12 protein-coding genes are annotated in these 20,405 nt (G+C 38.6%); 3 read left to right on the top strand and 9 right to left on the bottom strand.

Going from position 1 to position 20,405, the window contains the following annotated elements:
- Positions 1–5 precede the first annotated feature (5 nt).
- The gene (locus I6F54_RS03070; protein ID WP_149605600.1) at positions 6–620 is read left to right on the top strand and encodes a GntR family transcriptional regulator; all 615 of its coding nucleotides are present in this window, start codon (positions 6–8) and stop codon (positions 618–620) included.
- 281 nt (positions 621–901) lie between these two features.
- On the opposite strand, the gene pbpC is transcribed toward I6F54_RS03070, so the two are convergent.
- From pbpC to I6F54_RS03030, 8 genes are all read right to left on the bottom strand, one after another.
- Complete coding sequence (pbpC, locus tag I6F54_RS03065; protein WP_197139635.1) at positions 902–3,283, bottom strand: penicillin-binding protein 1C; 2,382 nt, start codon at positions 3,281–3,283, stop codon at positions 902–904.
- Complete coding sequence (locus I6F54_RS03060; RefSeq protein ID WP_197139633.1) at positions 3,264–9,188, bottom strand: alpha-2-macroglobulin family protein; 5,925 nt, start codon at positions 9,186–9,188, stop codon at positions 3,264–3,266. Before I6F54_RS03060 ends, pbpC begins: the two co-directional genes overlap by 20 nt.
- Before the next feature lie 80 nt (positions 9,189–9,268).
- Positions 9,269–9,862, bottom strand: coding sequence for a DUF1287 domain-containing protein (locus I6F54_RS03055; RefSeq protein ID WP_197112166.1), 594 nt, complete (start codon positions 9,860–9,862; stop codon positions 9,269–9,271).
- Positions 9,863–9,888: 26 nt separating this feature from the next.
- A complete protein-coding gene (locus I6F54_RS03050) occupies positions 9,889–10,368 on the bottom strand; it encodes a hypothetical protein (protein ID WP_197119167.1) in 480 nt (159 codons plus the stop codon).
- Between the two features lie 221 nt (positions 10,369–10,589).
- Complete coding sequence (locus I6F54_RS03045) at positions 10,590–11,312, bottom strand: SapC family protein (RefSeq protein ID WP_166419035.1); 723 nt, start codon at positions 11,310–11,312, stop codon at positions 10,590–10,592.
- Between the two features lie 23 nt (positions 11,313–11,335).
- The gene (locus I6F54_RS03040) at positions 11,336–12,889 is read right to left on the bottom strand and encodes a tryptophan halogenase family protein (protein WP_197139631.1); all 1,554 of its coding nucleotides are present in this window, start codon (positions 12,887–12,889) and stop codon (positions 11,336–11,338) included.
- An 80-nt stretch (positions 12,890–12,969) separates the two neighbouring features.
- On the bottom strand, positions 12,970–15,741 hold the full coding sequence (locus tag I6F54_RS03035; RefSeq protein ID WP_197139629.1) for a TonB-dependent receptor: 2,772 nt from the start codon (positions 15,739–15,741) through the stop codon (positions 12,970–12,972).
- A 251-nt stretch (positions 15,742–15,992) separates the two neighbouring features.
- A complete protein-coding gene (locus I6F54_RS03030; RefSeq protein WP_166419038.1) occupies positions 15,993–16,760 on the bottom strand; it encodes an IclR family transcriptional regulator in 768 nt (255 codons plus the stop codon).
- Positions 16,761–16,995: 235 nt separating this feature from the next.
- Here I6F54_RS03030 and I6F54_RS03025 point away from each other — a divergent pair, with 235 nt between their 5' ends.
- Both I6F54_RS03025 and I6F54_RS03020 read left to right on the top strand, forming a co-directional pair.
- Positions 16,996–17,769 carry a phytanoyl-CoA dioxygenase family protein gene (locus I6F54_RS03025; RefSeq protein ID WP_007378079.1) on the top strand — a complete coding sequence of 258 codons (774 nt, stop codon included), beginning with the start codon at positions 16,996–16,998 and terminating at the stop codon, positions 17,767–17,769.
- Between the two features lie 77 nt (positions 17,770–17,846).
- On the top strand, positions 17,847–18,950 hold the full coding sequence (locus I6F54_RS03020; RefSeq protein WP_165727464.1) for a 6-bladed beta-propeller: 1,104 nt from the start codon (positions 17,847–17,849) through the stop codon (positions 18,948–18,950).
- Positions 18,951–19,177: 227 nt separating this feature from the next.
- On the opposite strand, the gene I6F54_RS03015 is transcribed toward I6F54_RS03020, so the two are convergent.
- Positions 19,178–20,404, bottom strand: a complete 1,227-nt coding sequence (locus tag I6F54_RS03015; protein WP_197139627.1) for an RNA-guided endonuclease InsQ/TnpB family protein — start codon at positions 20,402–20,404, stop codon at positions 19,178–19,180.
- Between the last annotated feature and the right edge of the window lies 1 nt (position 20,405).

Here is a 20,405-nt window from a genome sequence, read left to right as displayed (position 1 = left end):
TAAATATGGCTGGTAACAGAGCAACTAAAATTTTATCTGTAAAAGATCAAATAGCTGAGCAATTACGCTCAGATATAATCTCTGGTGAAATGCCACCACAAACTAAGTTAAATGAAAAAGAGCTGGCAGAGCGATTTGGTCTTTCTCGCGGCCCTATTCGCGATGTTATATTACAGCTTACAAAAGAAGGTTTACTTATTTCTCGCAATAACTGTGGTGCGTCTGTAAATAGTGTTTTAGAGCCTAAATTACAACGCTTAATGATAAAACTTCGCCGTAGTATTGAAGAGTACGCAATCACTGAATTAAACGGTAATTTAACTGATCAAAACATTGCTGAACTAGAAGGCATTTTAGCATCTTTAGAAGACGCGCTCGATAGAGAAGATTATACCGAAGTAACTAAAATTGATATTTCGTTTCATCAGTATTTAATATACCAAGCTGGTGGCGAAGAACTTGTTAATATTTGGTACCCGTACGTAATGCGTATGCGCTTAAACTATAAGCGAATTACTTCAAGTTCTGAATGTGTAAACGAGCACCGCGCTATTTTAGAAGCACTAAAAGCACAAGATAGCGCCGCAGCAGTTAAAGCAGTAAAACATAATATTAAGTAACGTACTTTCGAAGTCATTTTGATACTCCGCTATATAAACTAGCGGCTATGAAGTCATAAGGGCGTGTTGATCTTTGTAGATTGAAATTTTTTCAATCTAGGAGCCGATTTAATCGCGGCCCGAGATTTGTAGTCTAGTGGGCTACCGAGCAAAAGCTCCGCGTCCCTTACCATCATCCACATCCATATAGGTAAGAAAGAGTAAATCGCTCTCGTTTATATAAATTACAGTTATAAAAAACTACCCTTTATTTATTACATTAAATGCATGAACACTCAATATCACTGAACGAGCTTTACACGCATTGAAACTGATGCGCTACGCCCTAAATTATCAACCACTCTTACGTCAAATTCGCCTACTTGCGGGTGCCAGAAAAAAGGCGTATCTCGCTCTACTTTACCAACAAAGCTGTTATCTACAAACCAGTATAAAATTCGTGAGTCTGTATCTGTGGTTGCACTAAAAGGCAGGCTTTCTTGCTTTAATTTACTGGCTCTTATCGTGTAGCTAATTAAATTACTCGGGGATGTAATAGTCGGTGCTGAGCCTTGTGTACTCGTATCATTAATTAAGCATGAATCTAAATAAGGTGGAGGTTGGCGTTTAACAATGCCTGCTTGTTTAAATAATCTGACTAAGTCAGATGGCCAAAATTCATAAACTACTTTTGTCGTTGTAGATTCATCATACTGACAAGCACGTAATCCTGATGCTTTATCAATATAAATTTCACGATGTACATCGGACACTTTAATTGGTGACTTACCTGGAATAAAAAGCCCTTTTTCTGTTTTAGGGCAATGCACATTAGGTAAATCACCGGTTGTAGAGCAAATATCTACTTCTGTAATATTTAAACCACCTGGTTTTATATCGCCTTTGATTAAGCCGTAACTATCTAATGAACGAATTATTTCGAAAAACAAAGGCGCGGCTGCTTGTCGCCCAATAAAAGATGGGTGCCCTTCTCCTGAAAAATTACCAACCCATGTAGCTAAAACATACGGACCAACAATACCTACTGACCATGCATCACGAAAAGCAAATGAAGTACCGGTTTTCCAATATACAGGGTATGCTTGCCTTCTTTCTTTTTGAAATGAGATCTCATCAACTGCACTGTTTTTACTTAGCATTTGTAAAGTCAGGTAGGCTGCCTCTGGGCTGATGAGTTGCTTGATATGTTTGTTTGGGTTGTTTGGGTTGTTTTGGTTAATACCAGTGGCGTCTTTTTTTAATATAACTTCATCCTTATACACCCCTAAATTAGCTAACATGGCGTATAACTTGACGAGCTCTAGCATCGTTACTTCACTGCCGCCCAGCGCAAGCGCTAAACCATAAAACTCTTTAGGCTGAAGCTTTTTAACATCGGCTGCAACGAGTAAATCGTATAACCCCACTTTTTGTAAGCGATACATCAAATTAACGGCAGGCACATTACGGCTCAACACGAGCGATTCAGTGGCTGATATAGGGCCTAAAAACTGCTGATCGTAGTTCTCTGGTGTATATCCTCCAAAGCGTTTGGGGGCATCTTTTACAAGCGTTAATGGATGAATTAACCCTTCATCTATCGCCAGAGCATAAATGAAGGGTTTAAGGGTTGAACCTGGCGACCGTTTAGCCCTTACACCATTTACTTGACCGCTAATGTCATTATTAAAAAAATCCACAGAGCCTAATTCTGCAACGACTTCCATGGTTTTATAATTTAGTAAAATAGCAGACGTATTACTAAGCCCGTCTCTTTGCCTACGATTAATATAATTTTTTGCATTGCGCTGAAGTAAGTTTTGTAAATTAAGGTCTATCGACGTTTTATATTCTCCAGGCTTTAAGTGCGGGTATTCGCTTTGTAAATTATTAATAAAATGTGGGGCTTCAAAAGGCAAGTCTGAAGAGGCATATACCTTTATCGGTAATTGCATAGCTGCTAGCCAATGTTTATCGTCTGGGTATTTTTCAAGCCAACGAGTAAACAGTTTTTTTCTTGTTTCTAGCAATATCAATTTAGCCGATTTTTTAATGGGATTTCGTTTGGTAGGGTTTTGCGGAATTAAGCTAAGTAATAATGACTCAGGTAAATTAAGATCAATGGCTGGTTTCTTAAAGTAAATTAAACTGGCTGCACCAACACCTTCAATATTTGATCCATAAGGCGCTAAGTTAAAATACGCCTCGAGTATTTGGTTTTTACTGTAGTGTCGCTCAATTTGTAACGCTCGAAATATTTGTTCTACTTTTCCAGAAATAACATGCGTGTTCATCCCAAAGTGTAACCGAGCTACTTGCATAGTTATTGTTGATGCACCGACTCGGTGACTTCTTTTAATATAACTAGTATAAAACGCATTTATTAAAGCAATAAAATCGACACCAACATGCTCATAAAAGTCTTGGTCTTCATACAATAAAGTCGCTTGTTGAACGCTCAAAGGGATTTTATCTATTGGCGTCCATAATCTATATCTATCGTCTGCGGCTAAATTTAAACGCAGTAATTTACCACTGCTATCGTAAAAAGCCGTTGAGTAAGCATTAGGCTGAGTAATATCAGGCTTTGGAGTAAATAAATACAACAGCACTGCAAGCAGTGCTGTTGTAAAAAAAGCCGTTTTTATTATAAAACTAAACTTTTTATTTAGCGGAGGTAACATCAAAACGACCCGATTTTGAGTGCGCTTTAATACTTAAATCATACATAGATTCAGCATAAGCCGATGGCACTACAAAGCTGCCAGATGCAGTAACCTTAACTTTGTAAGTAAGCTCACTCATGCTATCGCCAAAGCTGCCATACAATATAACGCGATCCTCTCGTATATCTTTATAGTCAGAGGTCCAGCGGTTATAGCTATTGCGAACGCTGTCTCTGAGCACTTCAAAGCCACCAGGTAGTAAATCAATAACAGCAACATCCGAAATATTTTTACCCGTTGTACTACGCACTCGCAATACAACGTTTAGCTCTTGACCTTGAACTGCGGTGGTTACAATATTACCTTTATCGTCTTGGTATTCTCTGACAACTTCTAAGCCATTACTTAATGACTTTTGTGGCACGTTTGTATCAAAACCAGCTTGGCTCATCATGTAAAATGAGCGAGGTTGCGCTAATACATCAAGCGTTTTAACGTCATTTAAAAACGAGGCTTTAGGATAAGGTGTATAGGTTACGTCTAATGCCTTTTTATCTGCCTTTGTCGTTGTTGCCATTATTTTTACATCTTCAGGCTGGGCTTGTGATAACGCAACTTTTGAGTATGCCGTCATAGCAAGTACCGACCAAGCAGACGACAACGTGTTGTAGTCTCCTTCAAAAATAGGGTCTACTACAGTAAACAAATCATCTTTAGTTAACTGCTTTAAGCGAGCCGGAAAATGTTTTGATAATAAATAAATATACTGTCCGTCGTGAGCTAGACGAGAATCGTAAGCGCCCCAATTATCGTGTTGCGTATTTTGCCCAATTTTATAGCTATTGATCAGTGCTTGCGCTTTATCGCTTGCACGTAATAGCTGATAAGTTGCGCCCATAAACGCGGACGTTATATCTTGCTGCCATACTTTGCTATTACTCGCATTTACGCTTTTTTCTAAATCAGATAAGTAATTAGTTGTTACCTCACCTTGTCGTGTTAGCAAATAAATAGCATAAGCGCGGTTTCTGTCATTCGTCTCTAAAGATCCGCTCGCTATACTGCGCACACCTTCAAAACCACTGCTCCACATATCATAAGGTATTGCTACGCCCGCTTCTTTTGCATCTAATAAAAAATGCATAACATAAAGAGAAGAATAAATAGATGCACTAGCATTACCCGGCCATAACATAAATCTGCCATCAGGTAACTGACGTTGACGAAGGGTATCTATTAAGTTGTTTATACGCTCATGTTTATAAGATACATCGCCCATATAACTTGGGTGTTCTAAATAACTCAGCACCGGAAACACACTACTTACCACTTGCTCGGTACACATATGAGGAAAGTTATCTAAATAACTAATAAGACCATCAACAAGCGCTAACGGGCTTTGTGAAGCGGTAATATTATTTTGTGCTAAATTAGGATATAGCTGTCTCGAAACCGCTATTTCTTTTTTACCTGATTCACTAAAGCCACTTTCAAAACTACTAACAAATGCAACCGCAGGGCGCACACTTAACGTAGCCGTACGTTGGCTAACATTGTCACCCGACAGCGCAGTAAATGTAATTGATGCAGCGCCAAGCTTATCGAGCACTTTTACTCTAAACGTCAATGTGTCTTCTGATTTTTCATCAATATTTAGCGTTAGTTTTTTATCACTTATTATTTCAATGTTGCTTGAAGCAAGCGCTTCTACCGTAATTGGGAGTTGTTTACCTGAATCCTCAACGCCATTGGCAATACCAAGTACAATATCAAACTCATCGCCTGGTGCCGCTGTCGTTAATACATTAGGGCTTAATACAAAGGGCCCTTTTACAAGTGTTGTACTTTCTTTAACACCAACACCCTCGTCATTTACGGCAATCGCAATTACACGTACCTGACCTGCAAAAGTATCTGGAATAGTGAACGTATGTTTTTTCGTTTTAGCATCAGCCGATAAAATACCAGACCAAAATGCGACTGGTTTTTGTACCTTACGAGAAAACGGGTTAAGTTGCTTGCTCTTGCGGTTCATTGCCATTGAGTCAGCATAACCACCACCGGCAGCTGCAAGCTCTTGCACTAGCTTAAATTCAGGTAAAATAAGATCAACAATTTGCATAGTGCTAACTTCTAATGCACGTTTTTGTAAGAAGTGATTTAACGGCTTTGGCGTCCGATAATTCGCCACTTGTAAAATACCTTCATCTACAGCAAATAAAAGAACACGTGACGGTGATTTGGCACTATATGAAATGACTAAATCGTCACCTGGTTTTACTTTATCAGGTATGTTTACGTCAAAATCTATTGCGCGTTTACTACGATCAATCGCAAATGGTTTAACTGCGTAGCTTAATGGGCTTGTAAATATTTCTTTCGATTCAAGGCTTCGAACAAATGAAACATTAACATACGCATTGCCTTCTATTCCTTTAGGTAGCGTTATTGTTTGTATGCTACTTGTTGTTTTACTCTCAAACCATTTAAAAGCGTGTACTTTATTGGTTTCAATTGTAATTAAACCCGAGCCAACATAAGGCGCTACAATACTTATTTCAATTGTTTCGCCCGGTTTGTAATCCGGTTTATTTAATTTAACTTGCAGTTCAGCATTTTTTTCAAGCTTACCCGCTATGTTACCCGTACCGGTTACCGTAAACGATACTCTACTGACGGTATTCCCTTTGCCATCAACGAGTTCTACTAAGTAATCACCTGGCTCAGCAGTGGGTAATTCGTAGTCTGCGCCATCTTCTTTAATGTAAAACGGATTGCTTGATACCTGTTTGTTTTTTCTAACCGATTGGTACTTATAAGTGCCGTTATTTTGTTGCACCAACGTAGATACATATTGTTGTTCTATTAAATTTAGCGATAAATCATCACGCGCAACTTGCTCAGTTTCTGAATTAATATTAATAAATTTTACAACACGTTTTGACTCTTTTGATATGTAGCTTAAATCGCCATCGGCTTTATAACCAACTAATTGCTCAACTGGCGAAACAAGCACCGAGCTGCTTGCGCGAACACTTTTACCACCGCCTTCTTCATACCCTTGTACTGCAAAATTTAACTGATAAGTACCTGCCTCATAGCGGGTTAAGTCAATATCAAACTCTGCCTTGCCTTGTTCATCAGTTTTGGTTTCGGTTAATGATTCATTACTGTGTCTAATATTTTTCCCTTCACTGTGGGGATCAGAAAACACATAATCTTTGTATTCATTAAAGTAAAAACCAGCTGGAGATAAACGTAAATCAGCAGTAACACGTCTATTTTGAGCGGGTGTACCAAATAAGTTTTGAAGGCTCACCAATGCTTTAAATTTTGAGCTGTTTACCCACCCCTTTGCAGATGACTGAGAAAATTGACTGCTGATTTTCAATCTATCGGGTACAAACTCTTCAACTTTAAACTCAGTACTGCCTAATTGGTCGCGGCTATTATTATTTTTAATAAGCTGGACCGATACATAATACGTTCCAGTGTTGGCGCTATTTTGTGTTTTAAAGTCAAAATCAAGCAATCCGTACTTATCCAAGCTCACACGTTTATTATAAACAGTTGTCCCTTTAGGATCGGTAATTATAAGTTCAAGCGGTATATCGCCCAGTTTTGCAAAATTTTGTTGCTTAACAATCGTGGCAAGTTTAACACTATCGCCTGGTCGATAAATTCCACGGTCAGAAAAAACAAACGCATCTATTTTATTACTACCACTGAGCCCAGAACTTACACCGCCGGTATCAAACCGAGAGTAGTTAACCATTCGAGCATAGCGATTATAAGGAATAAAAGACATGTCACTTTTAGTTTCGACTACAAAAGCAACGGGAGTTTGATCATCAGTAAACCACGTTGTGTTGTCGAAAAATGCGTGCCCCTCAGAATCTGTTTTAGCATTTAAAATAACTAATCCGTTTTTCCCCAATAACGACACCTTCGCTTTTGCTACCGGTTTTCCTGTTTCAATAGATTGGACAAATATATCGCGAGATCCATCTGCATTATTTTTTACCAAAATACCTAAATCAGTAATAAGAATAAGTCGTTTTTCTTGGGGTCCATATACGTAATTATCTTCTGTATTTAACGCTTGAGCATTTATAAAAAATAAGCCTAAACCAACTGACTCATTATACTTACTACTCAAATCAATAGATGAATAGACCGCTTTTTTAGGGTGCTCCGATTTTAAATTAACTTGTCTGGTAAAAATTGAACTTATGTTTTCTTCTGTAAAGTAATAATTATTAAATTCTGGATTAGAAATATCACCACTGGTTTGACTTATAAGGTGGTTAATTTGATTGGCTTCTACCCTACCTACTTTAACTTGAAGTGCGTTTACACCGCGGGTCAAAAATGACAATTTATGATCGCCATTTTTTGATAATATAGACCCTTTAGACATAATATTTACTTGTGTCGGATAAGCCGGCGTATCTAAAATAGTGTCGTATTTATTCACCATCGTAAACTCACCCGTCGACTTTAATCCCTTATCAATCGCGATATAAACTTGCTGGTTTTGAGGGGCGTCAAACGTAAAACTGTGTAACTTAGTTGTATCTTGCGCGGTAGGAATCGCATTTAACTTAACTTTTTGAGATTGCTTAAGCACTGCATCAGTAACTTCTCGTGGGCTACTGAAGTACTTATAGTTACCTTTTGAATCTTTAGTCGGTAATACGTAAGCAACCGTTTTACTAACCACATCTTGCGATGAAATATCATCTGTGAAGTCTAAAACAAGTGTTTGTTCGGGTTCCCCTTGCGTATTTTTTACCATCAACACATTGGCCGTATTTACTCTAAAAAAGCTATTTACACTTGGGATCAACACAGCGTCTTTGATCTCTACTGTTGTTTGAGAAGGACCCATAACCGGCTTTACACCGTTATTAATAACAAAATACAGATAGCTTTCGGTATCTTGAATACGTATTTGCTCTGAAGTAATGTAAATCTCTCGTTGATGCTTGTCGTAAGTAACATCAAATTTATATTGCGCGAGTTGGTTTTTGCCATCTTGCTCAAGTGATTGAGTCAGCTTTAGATTATTTTTTATAGTGCTTATATCTGTTGGGTGAGTCGCGTTTAATGTTGCAACCACCTTGTGACTTTTTTTAACGTTAGGGTCTTGATAAAAAGCGAGCGAGCTAAGTATTAGTTCAAAATCGGGAGTTTTAAATACATGCTCATTATCGCTTAGGTGTATATCGCTTTTAAAAATAGACGAATCAAAACGTACTGTATATTCTTGCCCTGCTGACCAATCTTGTTTTGGAATAAATTTAAGCTGGCTTTCACTATTCCAAGACCACTGTCCAATTAGCTCTGGCGTGACTTTTATACCTTTGGGGATCACTTTGCCAACAAGCGCAAGCTTTGCGACCGAGTAAGACACTGCATCCGTGTTCTCTACATCATCTAAAACAGGAGCAAAATCTATATAAAGCGGTTCAGGGTTTAAAACATCAGATAAAGTGGTAACAGCAGGTGTAGAGTGAGTTGCTTTGTAACTAATTGGCTGTAGTAAAGAAAGGAAAAAACAATAGCCTGCTATTAGTACTATCAGCATTAGCACGGCGCTAAAAAATGCTGCTTTGCGCTCTTTAGCAAATCTAAGCACACTATTTATAGCAGTGATTAACCATTTCGGTTTATGCCAAATAATGACACCAAATACATTTAAAATAACAAAAAACGTGGTCAGTAAAATCCACACACCGCCAACTGTTTTTTCGGTTACATTTACGTTGCCAAATAAGCTTGCAACCAAACCAAACAAGCCCGTTCCTATGGCTGAAAAAACAATACTCATAAATAAGCTCGCTATTTTGGGAGCGAGTTTACTTTGTTTAAGATTAACCTCTTTTGGGTTAGCCTCTTTTGAATCGGTTTTTGTATTCACGTTCAAAATCCTTTTTCTTTATACTGCAATATCAATAAATGAGAAAACTCATATTTATAATCTGATTATTTTTAATCTGGTTATTTATATTCTTCTGGGACGAAACGGTAATGCCCCGTAATTTTAAAATCGAAAAGCATGTCGCTTTTTTCAGGTCCTCGTCCAATATTATGAACAATTAATGGATTCCCTGTGTCTTTTGCTAACTCATTCACAACCATACCAATATGCGGCAAATTACCTGGCAGCATCCACGTTACAATATCACCCGTTTTATAATCTTTCGCGTTACTTGATTTAGTGAGCACTTGACCATGATTTTTAAAGTAAGCCTGTAAATTTGGCACACGGCGGTGATCTATATTTTTATCAGGTTTGGATAAACCCCAAATACGCTTAGAGGGATATAACTCAAAGCTTTTTAGCATGTCCTCATGCACAAGCTTTTGCAAATCAATACCTAAAAGTCGATATGATCGAATAACAACATCGGTACACACCCCTACATTAGCGGGCACATCGCCACCAGGGTATGCAATGGAGCGATAAGCACCATCGTAAGTAACGTTGTGTGTTGTTCTTTCAAGTAACGCAGCCACAATATCGTCATCAAACGATGCGGCATAGGCATTTACACTAAGTAAGCTCAGTAAAAAAACTGTAAAGCGTGTCATATCAATCCTTTGAAAATGTTCATTAACTACAACGCTTGAACCACGTGTTCAGGCACGTTTATTTTCTTGCCATTATTTGTAAAGTGCTTATCAAGACCATACGCCATGACTTCAAGTGGCGCAGCTGCATAACCAACCTGCTGAATTTCGGTTATGTAACGCAACATAAAAGCCTCGGCGCCAAGTTCACTCCATTGGGCTACGTGAACAAGTTCATGAAAATGCACAGCTAAATTATCAGCCACGTAAGGAAGCATGTAGTAAGTGTTTTTGTATGTAGTACCAGCCGCATCCATGTCAATAAAATCGCCTAGCCCCATTTCACGCAAAAAAGGAAAGTTAGGTTTGGGTATTTCATCGACAATAACGTAAAAGGCATTTTTTAAAAATTCAGTAGGATAAAACCCAGCAAACTCACTGGCAAATTTTTCACAGCTAATTCTTTGGTTTTTATATTTAATATTTGTTGCATCAATCCATTGTTCTATTTGTTCGAGCATGTCCATTCTCTTAATCATCAATGTTTACTGGCTAGACATTTCCCATTGCGATACAAGCCGATAAGTTAAATGATACCAAAACCAAGGCAAATAATCGAACTCCAAAACCTAAGAAGTGAACACATAATAGTCTCGAGTTGTAGTTCATTCCTTATTTCATAGGTATGAGCATTAACTAATTCACACGAACAATCAGTGGGTGTAAGTAACGCTAATTAATAAAAAACTTATTTTAAATCGTGTAACCATTTTACTAATTTTTGAACATGTCCGCTCGAACATATAATTAGATGACAAGCTTGTATGTAACCCATTGAGTGCAGAACGTTTAGTGTTTCTGCAGATAGTTGTTGTAGTGTATCTGCGGCAATAGAATACAAGCCATTGTAGCCTTGTGTTTTGCCATTTGGTTGAGTGATGTTTAGCTGCACTGCTTCAATTAAATCGTGTTTTAGTAAGGTATTGATAAACGCGGTTGTGCGTTCGCCGCCGTTCATAAGCTTAATTAGCTGCTCACTCACATTAGTTAGATAAGCAGTTGGCTCTGAATTTTCATCAAATAATTGTACCCCTTCGCTATTACTTACTCTTGGGTGCTGCTCGTTAATTGTAACGGCTAACTGGGTTTGCTCACTATTATTTGAAAGCCTATTACCTACGCCTAGCTTAAATGGTTGTCGCTGAATGTGTAATGGCACGTAAGTAGCTTGCCAGATATCCTTTTGTAAAAATAGATTTTGTCCCTCATCAAAACCGGTTAAAGCAAACAGCTCAAATTGCCCAGTCTGATTATTTTTCATAAAATAGACTGGGTAGTCTAATGCAAGTTGAGAAAGCTCATCGGCAACAACCGGAATGTAGTTTATTGCCTCACCGTACTGTGCACCTCGCTCAGTTTTAATGCGAGTGTACTTATGTGTATTTTTATCGAGTAATACTGAGTTTGTCATAGTGTGTCGCTCTTATGTTTTAACTATATTTGCTGCATACCAAATTGATTAATTTGCACTAATAATTCTTTATTTGTAGGTAATTTATTAAGTAATTTTTGGGTGACTTGCTGGTTGTTATTAACAAGCGCAATGGCCTTTTTAAAATAACTTTCTGAGTTGCCATACAGTTCGCTTGAGCCTGTAAACCCCATGCCATACATCACATATTGATAGCTTGCTGCTGGAAACACTTCTTGTGAATGATCAAAGTGGTTATCGCTTGGTGTATGAAATTCCCAAAGTGATAAGTTATCTTTTAAGCTTTGTGGAATAGTACTTTGATGACAGTGCGCTTGCCAAAATGGGCTGTCGGTTCGTTTACTCAACATATAATGCAACTTTAAAAAGTCGATTATTCGCTCCCACCGATAACTAAATGTGCGGTTAAAACGCTGCGCAGTTATATTCATTACATGCCTATTGGCCGGAAATTGCTGGGCAACAAAATTGGCTGATATTTCTACCAGTAATAAAGCAGAGGCTTCCAGTGGCTCCAAAAAACCAGCTGAGAGGCCTACTGCGACACAGTTTTTATGCCAAAATTTTTCACGATGTCCTGGTTCGAAACTAAGCTTTTTAACTTTGTATTCGCTTTGCTGATCTTTATTAATATTTAAGTAATCAAATAATTGCTGCTTAGCATCTTCATCACTAATGTGTTTACTAGAGTACACATGCCCTACTCCACGGCGTGTTTGTAACCCTATATCCCAAATCCAGCCAGATGTTTGTGCTGTAGATAAAGTATGCGAGCATATTGGTTCGTCATCTTTGTATGGCATGTGTATGGCAAGCGCACTATCAGCAAATAATACATCTTTACAAGATTTAAACCCCACCCCTAAGTTCTCACCTAGTAATAACGATTTAAAGCCACTGCAATCAATAAATAGATCCCCAGCTATCTCTATTTTATTATTAAGGCTAACGCTTTTAATATCGCCATTTGTGCAATTGTTTACACCGACGACAGTGCCTACAATGTGTTTAACATTAAGATTATTAATGCAGTGGTTTTTTAAGAATGTAGCGAATAAGCCTGCATCCAAGTGATAAGCATAATTTGCTATTGCACTAAATTCGGGTGTGGTGATTTGTTTGGGAGCTAATCCGCTTTCGCATATTGATTGCTGCGCACTTACATACTGGGCAAAAGGAAGTTTTGGCTCGTTTTTAGTTAGCCAACTAGTAGCTAAGTTATGTTCATACATCCCTGTTGGTAGTTCAAGCGGGTGATAGTAATAGTCGTCTTCTTCACCTGTAATCCATTTGGCAAACTTGGCGCCTTGTTTAAACGACACATTACACTTTTGAATAAACTCACTCTCACGTATTCCCATATCTTTAAGGGTTCTTCGCATAGTAGGCCACGTCCCCTCACCTACTCCCACTGTTGGAATATCAGATGACTCTAACAGCGTAATATTTATTTTTTTACTGTGATGCTTTTGTAAATAAGCTGCAATTATTCCTGCACTTAGCCATCCTGCTGTTCCACCGCCAACTATTACTATTGATTTAATATCATCGTTCATAGCAACCTCGTTAGTTAAAAGGCAAAAACGACAGCGCTGAGCTGTCGTTTTGTATTATTTGTCAAAAACTAACTTATCATTTACCATTTACCACTTAAGCCAATGCTAAAGCGCGGACCATATTGCTCAGCAGATACTAATTGCTCTGCAAAACGACCATGGCGGCGTGTTGTTTCATTAGTTAAATTAAGTGCATCAAAGCTAACACCCAAGGTGTCGTTAATGGTGTAATTAAAACTAAAATCTAGCTGACCGTACGCCTCTGTAAATGTAGGCTCAGTTCCCAAAGACAGTAAGAAATCATCGCGCCAGTTATAGGCTAAACGAACTTGGTAATCATCGTTTTCGTAAAAGCCGACCAAATTACCTGAGTCGCTTAGTCCTGCTAGTGCAATTGTTTGGTCAAAATCATACGGTTTAAACGATTCATCGCTATTAACTATCGTATAATTAGCAACGACGCCAAAGCCTGTATCAGGCACCATGTACTGCGCATTTAATTCCCAACCATCTACTTCACGATTTTGAAGATTATCTGGCGTTGCAATATCAAATTTAACAATCGGGTCTGACGCTTGGCTTAAACATGCTGGGTTAGGTGTATCTGAACTATCAGGACAACCAGGGCGGGGGTTAACACTTGGATCGCGTAACGGCTCGCCATTTACATCATTTAGCGTACCTTGCACTACGCCTGCACCAATGAAGTTTTCAACAAACTTTTTAAAGTAACCAACCGATGCATAGCTTCCGTCGTCTCCATACCACTCAACTGAAAAATCAAAGTTATCTGATGTAATTGGCAATAAGTTAGGGTTACCTTGCGATGCATTAAACGGTCCTTCAGGACGGGCATTAATGGTAGTTGATGGGAACATACCACCAATACCTGCACGGGCTAATGTACGACTATATGAAAAACGAGTTTTAAAGCCGTCATCTAAGTCGGCGCTTATATCAAAGTTTGGTAATATACGTGTATAACCACCTTCAAGCTCCTGCGGTGTTGCTGTTGCAGCAAATACAGGGCGAAGTTCTTCAGCATGACGATAGTTAAAAGCAACAACCCCAGGCTTGACTGAATAACCTGTTACATCGGTGTCTTCGTAGCGCACACCGACATTCATATCAATTGGAATATCGTTAAATTCGGTTTTAAGAGCAAATGATACATATATCGCGAGCGTTTGCTCCTCAACCCCATTTGTAGAAATATTTGGCTCAATAAATAATCCTTCATCTCTGACAATATCTACAAAATCGTTGGCACTGTAACGTGGAATAAATGGAAATAGCTGATCCGAACCTGAAAACTCATCAGCAAAGTCACCTTGTTCATCAAAGGTTAGCCCTAGGTTGTCTAGGGGAATATCGACAAATGAAAACTGCTCAGAAAGATAAGTATCAATTTGGTAATCGGTATACATTACACCAAAATTAATAGCGCTGAGTGCCCCACTCTTCAAATTCTCCCATTGTCCACTTGCATGATACTGCTTAATGGTATTTTTCATTTCATAGCCACGGCGCTGATATAAATCAGATACGATATTAGCAGGATCGTATGCACCGCCTGGCAATGTAGAGTCATCGACAGTAATACTCGGAATATCACCCGAAAAGTTAGCACCAATTGATTTAACAGAACCCGGTACATTTTTTAAGTTAGCAATCGTTTCGGCAGTATCTCCATCAGGGTTTGAGTGCGATGTAGAGTTATGAGCGTCAAACGTAAGTTTCAATGAATCGCTGGCTTGCCACGCTAAGTTAAGGCCTAGTGAATCATTTTCTTTTTTTTCGTAGAGTTCCCACGCCCAAAAATTCAACTCATCATTTGCATTTTTAATATCAACTAACGTACCGTTGGCATCAGTTGTACCGGTTGGATTATCGAACCAAAATGCCATTTTATTTGTGTTACTAGTTTCTTCAAAGCGCGATAAAGTGTAATCAAGCGTAGCCGTTAAGTTATCACTTGGAGCATACTGTAAAACCAGCTGCGCATTTTGACGCTCGCGCTTAGTTTCAAATCGCTCCATTTCTGGCGTCCAAGGTACCCAATAAGTACCCGTTGGATTAGCTGTTGTATCAATTGCACTGCTATCTACTCCTGTGGGGTTAGCGCGATTACGTACCCAGCCTTGCGATGTACCTACGCGCTCTCGGCCACTTTCTCGCTCTGAATGCGACAGCGCAAGTAAAACACCAAATGTATCGTCTGCAAATGTTTGGCTAACCATTCCCGAAATTTCAGGTGTTAAATTAGAATCTTCAGAGCTGGTATCTAATATTCCTTTTGCATTAGCAAAGGCTTTAAAGCCATCAAAATCAAACGGCTTTGCTGTATTTATATTAATGGTTGCGCCAATCCCTCCGGAGGCTACATTCGCTTTACCTGTTTTATAAACAGACACACCCGATACACTTTCTGCTGCTATTTCTCTAAAGTTAAAGCTGCGTGAAACACCCGCTTCTTGCAATACAGAAGAGTTAGGCATTTGGCGGCCATTTAAGGTAACAAGGTTAAAACCTGGACCAAAACCACGGACACTAACTTGGTTGCCTTCATTGTTTGCACGGTCGATTGATACACCACTAATACGTTGCAGCGATTCAGCTAGGTTAGTATCTGGTAACTTACCAATATCTTCAGCTGAAATAGCATCTACCACGCCCGATGAGTCTTGTTTTATTGACGCAGATTTACTTAATGCGCTTCTAATACCAGTTACTTGGATAACTTCAACATCACTTTGTACAGTTGTCTCGTTTTCCTGTGCGGCATAACTTACAGGAGACGTTATCAGCATTGCTGCGCAAATCGCATTTAATTTAAATTGTGTGTTAGTCATTTTTGCACCTAAATATTGTGTTTATTACGTGTAATCGTTGACGGATTATTTACGGGATGCTTATTGTTATCATAATATTGTTAACAATTAACTTTACAATAAATTAGTTTAGCTAACTAAGTCAAACAAATTGACCATTTATTTTACAGTTAGCGTTGGTTTTTTATTCGACATTGTAAGCAAGCAGTAAAGTACTGAGACTTATGCATGATTGTTGAGCGGGTTGCTTCCTACAAAAGCGCCAGTTGGTATTAGCGCTCTAATAACGAGGTTATTTTTTGGGCGGTATTTTTAAGCTCGCTAATTACACTGTGTTTATTAGCGTGAGTGTTTAGGGTTGAGTCAAAAGAAGAAATGGTCAATGCAGCTATTAAATTTGCATTAGGCTTGCCAATTAAGACACTAAAATCGTGTACTCCGGCGATAAGTGGATTGCTTTGCATTATGTGCCCTTGCACTTTGATTGTGTTTAGCTCATTTAATAATGCTTTATAGGCGTCTTTACTAGCACTGTAAATTTCATCGTGTTCGATAAGCATTTGCCGCACTTCGTCATTACTGTTAGCTAAAAGCAGTTTACCCGCGCTTGAGCTACTAAGTGGAAATAAAGCCCCCTCTGCAATACTCAAATGCATAGGGCTTTTGCTACGCGCTTGCACTACCACCATAGCTTGGCTTTGATAAAGCATACTTAGATGACATGACTGTTCAATATTTACAGCTAGATCTTCCATATGTGGCAAGGCCGATTTTAGTACATTATCCATTGGTGAAATACTTCGCGATAAATTATACAACTTTAATGACAAATGATATCGACCAGAGGTTTCAGAGCGAATTAGATAACCGCGTTTTTCAAGCCCAACAAGTACTCTATAGACTTCGTTAGGTGTTTTTAAAATACCAGCCGCTATCTCACTTTGTGTACAAGGCCTTTTATTTTTTGCTAAAAATTCTAATATATCCAACCCCTTATCTAAAGCAGGAACTGCATATTTAGTTTTTGATTTATCGTTCATTTGTACTTATTTATGCCTTTTAAAATTGATAAACAATACGTTTGTTTATATATAAATTTAAAACTTTTATTTAGCTTGAAATTTTCAATAATAATTTAAAATCAATAACTTAATAAAACAAAACCCATTCATATATGAATTCTATATTTTTATATAAATTACGCTTGACCTAAATGCTTAACCGAGCAATCATTGTTAACAATATACAACTGTAAGAGAAAATGGAAATATATTTATGTCACACACTTATTTAACACCACAACAAATAGCTGATTTTCACCGTGATGGTTATATTATTGTCAAAAATTACTACAGCGCTGATGAAATTGAGCTATTACAACAAACTGCTTTTAATGACGATACACTCTATGAGCGAGCATGGGACAAAAAAGACGCCGACGGCGCTGTAAGTAAAGTCTGTTTATGGCAAAAAACAGGCGACGATTTATACAGTATGTTTTCTCGCGGTCGTCGTTTAATTGAAGTATGCGAAACACTTATTGGCGAAGAGGTGTACCACACCAGCACTAAAATTATGATGAAAGAACCATTTGTAGGTGGCGCCTGGGAATGGCATCAAGATTTTGGCTACTGGCATCGTGATAACTACATGCTTTATCCAAAATCAATTAGCTGTATGGTCGCCATTAATAAAGCGACGCAAGAAAATGGTTGCTTGCAAGTACTTAAAGGCTCACATCATTTGGGACGATTAGATCACAGTAAAACGGGTGACCAAAAAGGCGCCTGTTTAGAGTTTGTAGAAGAAGCAATGAAGTACCATGAACTTATCAATGTAGAACTTGAACCAGGTGATGTACTGTTTTTCCACTGTAATTTACTGCATAAATCAAATCAAAACCGTGCTGCAGAACCTCGCTGGTCAATGATCAGTGCTTACAATGCGATTAGCAACCAACCATTTAAAGAAAACGAAGCTGTTTATTACCCTTTAAATCGCGTTAACGATGATGCTATTTTAAATTTTAAAGCAAAAGAACGCACTTAAAGTAACCTTCTAGCCTAAACCAGCTTATGCATTATAGCCCAATGCATAAGCTGGTTTTTTTATATGGAAAATTCTGTATGTTAACCTCAGAGCAAAAACACCTTATACCTCACGCTACTCCTAAAAATGACGAAGACCCGCACGGGAAAATAATTGGCCAAGGTCAATTTAAATACAAAATAGACGCCCACTGGGGGAAGTTAAACCCAAATAAATACCCTATAGAAAATTGTCATGCGATGGTGATGGACTCACAAGGGAGAATATTTATGATCACCGATAACACGACTAATAATATTTTAGTTTATAGCCAAAACGGTGAATTACTTGACGCTTTTGGAAGCTCTTTTCCTGGTGGACACGCTATAAAAATTGTAAAAGAAGGCGAGCAAGAATTTTTATACGTTGTAGATAGTGGCTGGATTGTTAATCGCCACTGGGATGGTCACAGCACAGAGCAATGGGATAGCCCTACTAACAATGTCATTCCACAGGCTGGCTTTATTTCCAAAATGACCTTAGATGGCAAACTGATTTACAGTATTGGCCATCCACAAACGTGCGGTGCTTATAAACCCGAGCAACCTTTTCGCCCTACTGATATTGCCATTGCCCCCAATGGGGACTTATACGTAACCGACGGTTATGGTAGCGACTTTTTACTGCATTATGATAAACAAGGCCGCTATATAAACCATTGGGGCGGTCACCATAATGATGACGAAAATTACAATTTACACAACACCCACGGTATTGAAGTAGACTTACGCGATCCATCAAATCCCACATTAATAGTAAGCTCTCGTTTTGAGCAATGTTTAAAAGTATTTTCGTTTGATGGTAAGTACCTTGATAGAATTAGCGCTAATGGGGCATATATTGGCGGTCCCGTGTTCAAAGGCGAACTATTTTATGCACCTGTTTGCTGGTCGCATATTGACAATAAAAATGCTGACGACTCTGGCTTTATTAGTATATTTGATAAAAATAACACGCTCATAGCTAATTTAGGAGCACCGCAACCCCAGTACATAAACGGTGAACTACAACCGATGCAAAGTAACGGGGACATTTTTAATCACGTGCATTGTATTTGCGTAGATCAAGACGATAACTTGTATGTTGGCCAGTGGAACTCCTCTAAAACATACCCCATTAAATTAATAAAACAACCATGCTAAGTTTAACGCTCTGAGAAAAGTGTTTATTTTTAATAATGAGTACCTTGTACTCATTGTGAAGCATAAAACTCACAGGCTTAACAGCAAAAATACACCTAAAGCCATTTCTCGCATATTTAGTATTAGTTTATTTGTATCGTGTTAGGTGGTTGTAGCCATACTAGTGAACTACCCATCGACGCCACTACGTGTCGATCAATCGGCTTCTACAGTCTAGCTTTTGAATGCTAGGCTGCTTCTTTTTTCTCAGATCCAACAGCAAACTTCGATAGCTCGAAGACTTTTATTTTATTAGCTGCTTTCCGCTGAGAAGTGGGATTAACCCTTGCGACGATTCCAGCCGCTATTAAGTCTAACTCACCTGTGTTCGCTATGCTTTTAGCCGCTGAAAGGTCGCGATTTTGATTCGCTCCGCAAGCCACACAAATGAAATGTCTATCGTTCAATGTTAAAACATGGTGCTGGCCGCATTCTGCGCAAATCCCAGTCGATTTTTCAAATCGACCAATTTCATGATAGAGCTTGCCTTCAAGCTCAGCCTTGTATTTTGAAAGCTGAGTTATCAGAGCCATCACATTGTCGGCCACCATGCTGCCATTGAATTTTTGCATCGCTTTTACGTTTAAATCTTCAAACACTAAAATGTCATTTCCATTGGTTATCTGTCGTGAGATTTGGTGTGCAAAGTCGAGCCTTTGCCTTGAGATTTTACCGTGTAATTTATTGATGCGTTGTTTTGTTTTGTGCCAGCGATTTGAGCCTTTATTTCGGCGAGCAAGCTGACGTTGCAATTGATTTAATTTTGCTTTTGATTGCTTTAAAAACTTTGGATTGTCGCCCACGTAGCCGTTCGAGCCAACTACCGTTTGCTTTGAGTTAATGTCAAAACCTGTGATTGTTTTTAAAACGCGAAGCGCTGTTTTGCACTCCACTTCTTGAGTAATACTGCATTCCCATTTACCGTGGCGATACTGAATAGTTACCGTTTTGATTTTGCTCGCCAGTTCGCGATGTAAAATGATAGGCACTTTACCAACTTTTGGAATACTGATAGTGCCATCTTCAATACGGATGCAATTAGAATTGTTTACCACTCGAAATGAATCGTTGTGAAGTTTTTTCTGTTTGTATGAGATTTTATGCTTTGGAAAGCGCTGCAAACGGCCTTTCGAGATTGCGTTCTTTAACGCTGTTTCTAAGTCGCGAGCAACTTGCTGAGCTGCTGCCGAGTCAAAAGATTTAATCCACGTAAACTCTTCAAAAGGCTTTATTTCCTTAAGAAGCGAGGCCATATCTTTGTAGAACAAGAATGTTTTATCGAACTCATATCGACGCCTATTTTCAGATAGCAATAAGTTCCAAATACCACGCGCTGTCGCGCCAAACTCTATGAGTTTAGCTTCTTGTTCTGGCGTAGGATTCAGTCTGTAATTGTATCTAAGCGTCTTGTTCATA

Origin of the sequence: Pseudoalteromonas sp. SWXJZ10B (genome assembly GCF_015864475.1) — a bacterium.
Taxonomy (GTDB): domain Bacteria; phylum Pseudomonadota; class Gammaproteobacteria; order Enterobacterales; family Alteromonadaceae; genus Pseudoalteromonas; species Pseudoalteromonas arctica.
The sequence above is the reverse complement of the archived record's forward strand: the minus strand, read 5'-3'. Positions and strand labels throughout refer to the sequence as shown.

Excerpts from the sequence above, each read along its gene's own strand:
- I6F54_RS03070 (WP_149605600.1), top strand. The coding sequence starts at position 6 with ATGGCTGGTAACAGAGCAACTAAAATTTTATCTGTAAAAGATCAAATA.
- pbpC (WP_197139635.1), bottom strand. The coding sequence starts at position 3,283 with ATGTTACCTCCGCTAAATAAAAAGTTTAGTTTTATAATAAAAACGGCT.
- I6F54_RS03055 (WP_197112166.1), bottom strand. The coding sequence starts at position 9,862 with ATGACACGCTTTACAGTTTTTTTACTGAGCTTACTTAGTGTAAATGCC.
- I6F54_RS03050 (WP_197119167.1), bottom strand. The coding sequence starts at position 10,368 with ATGGACATGCTCGAACAAATAGAACAATGGATTGATGCAACAAATATT.
- I6F54_RS03045 (WP_166419035.1), bottom strand. The coding sequence starts at position 11,312 with ATGACAAACTCAGTATTACTCGATAAAAATACACATAAGTACACTCGC.
- I6F54_RS03040 (WP_197139631.1), bottom strand. The coding sequence starts at position 12,889 with ATGAACGATGATATTAAATCAATAGTAATAGTTGGCGGTGGAACAGCA.
- I6F54_RS03035 (WP_197139629.1), bottom strand. The coding sequence starts at position 15,741 with ATGACTAACACACAATTTAAATTAAATGCGATTTGCGCAGCAATGCTG.
- I6F54_RS03030 (WP_166419038.1), bottom strand. The coding sequence starts at position 16,760 with ATGAACGATAAATCAAAAACTAAATATGCAGTTCCTGCTTTAGATAAG.
- I6F54_RS03025 (WP_007378079.1), top strand. The coding sequence starts at position 16,996 with ATGTCACACACTTATTTAACACCACAACAAATAGCTGATTTTCACCGT.
- I6F54_RS03020 (WP_165727464.1), top strand. The coding sequence starts at position 17,847 with ATGTTAACCTCAGAGCAAAAACACCTTATACCTCACGCTACTCCTAAA.
- I6F54_RS03015 (WP_197139627.1), bottom strand. The coding sequence starts at position 20,404 with ATGAACAAGACGCTTAGATACAATTACAGACTGAATCCTACGCCAGAA.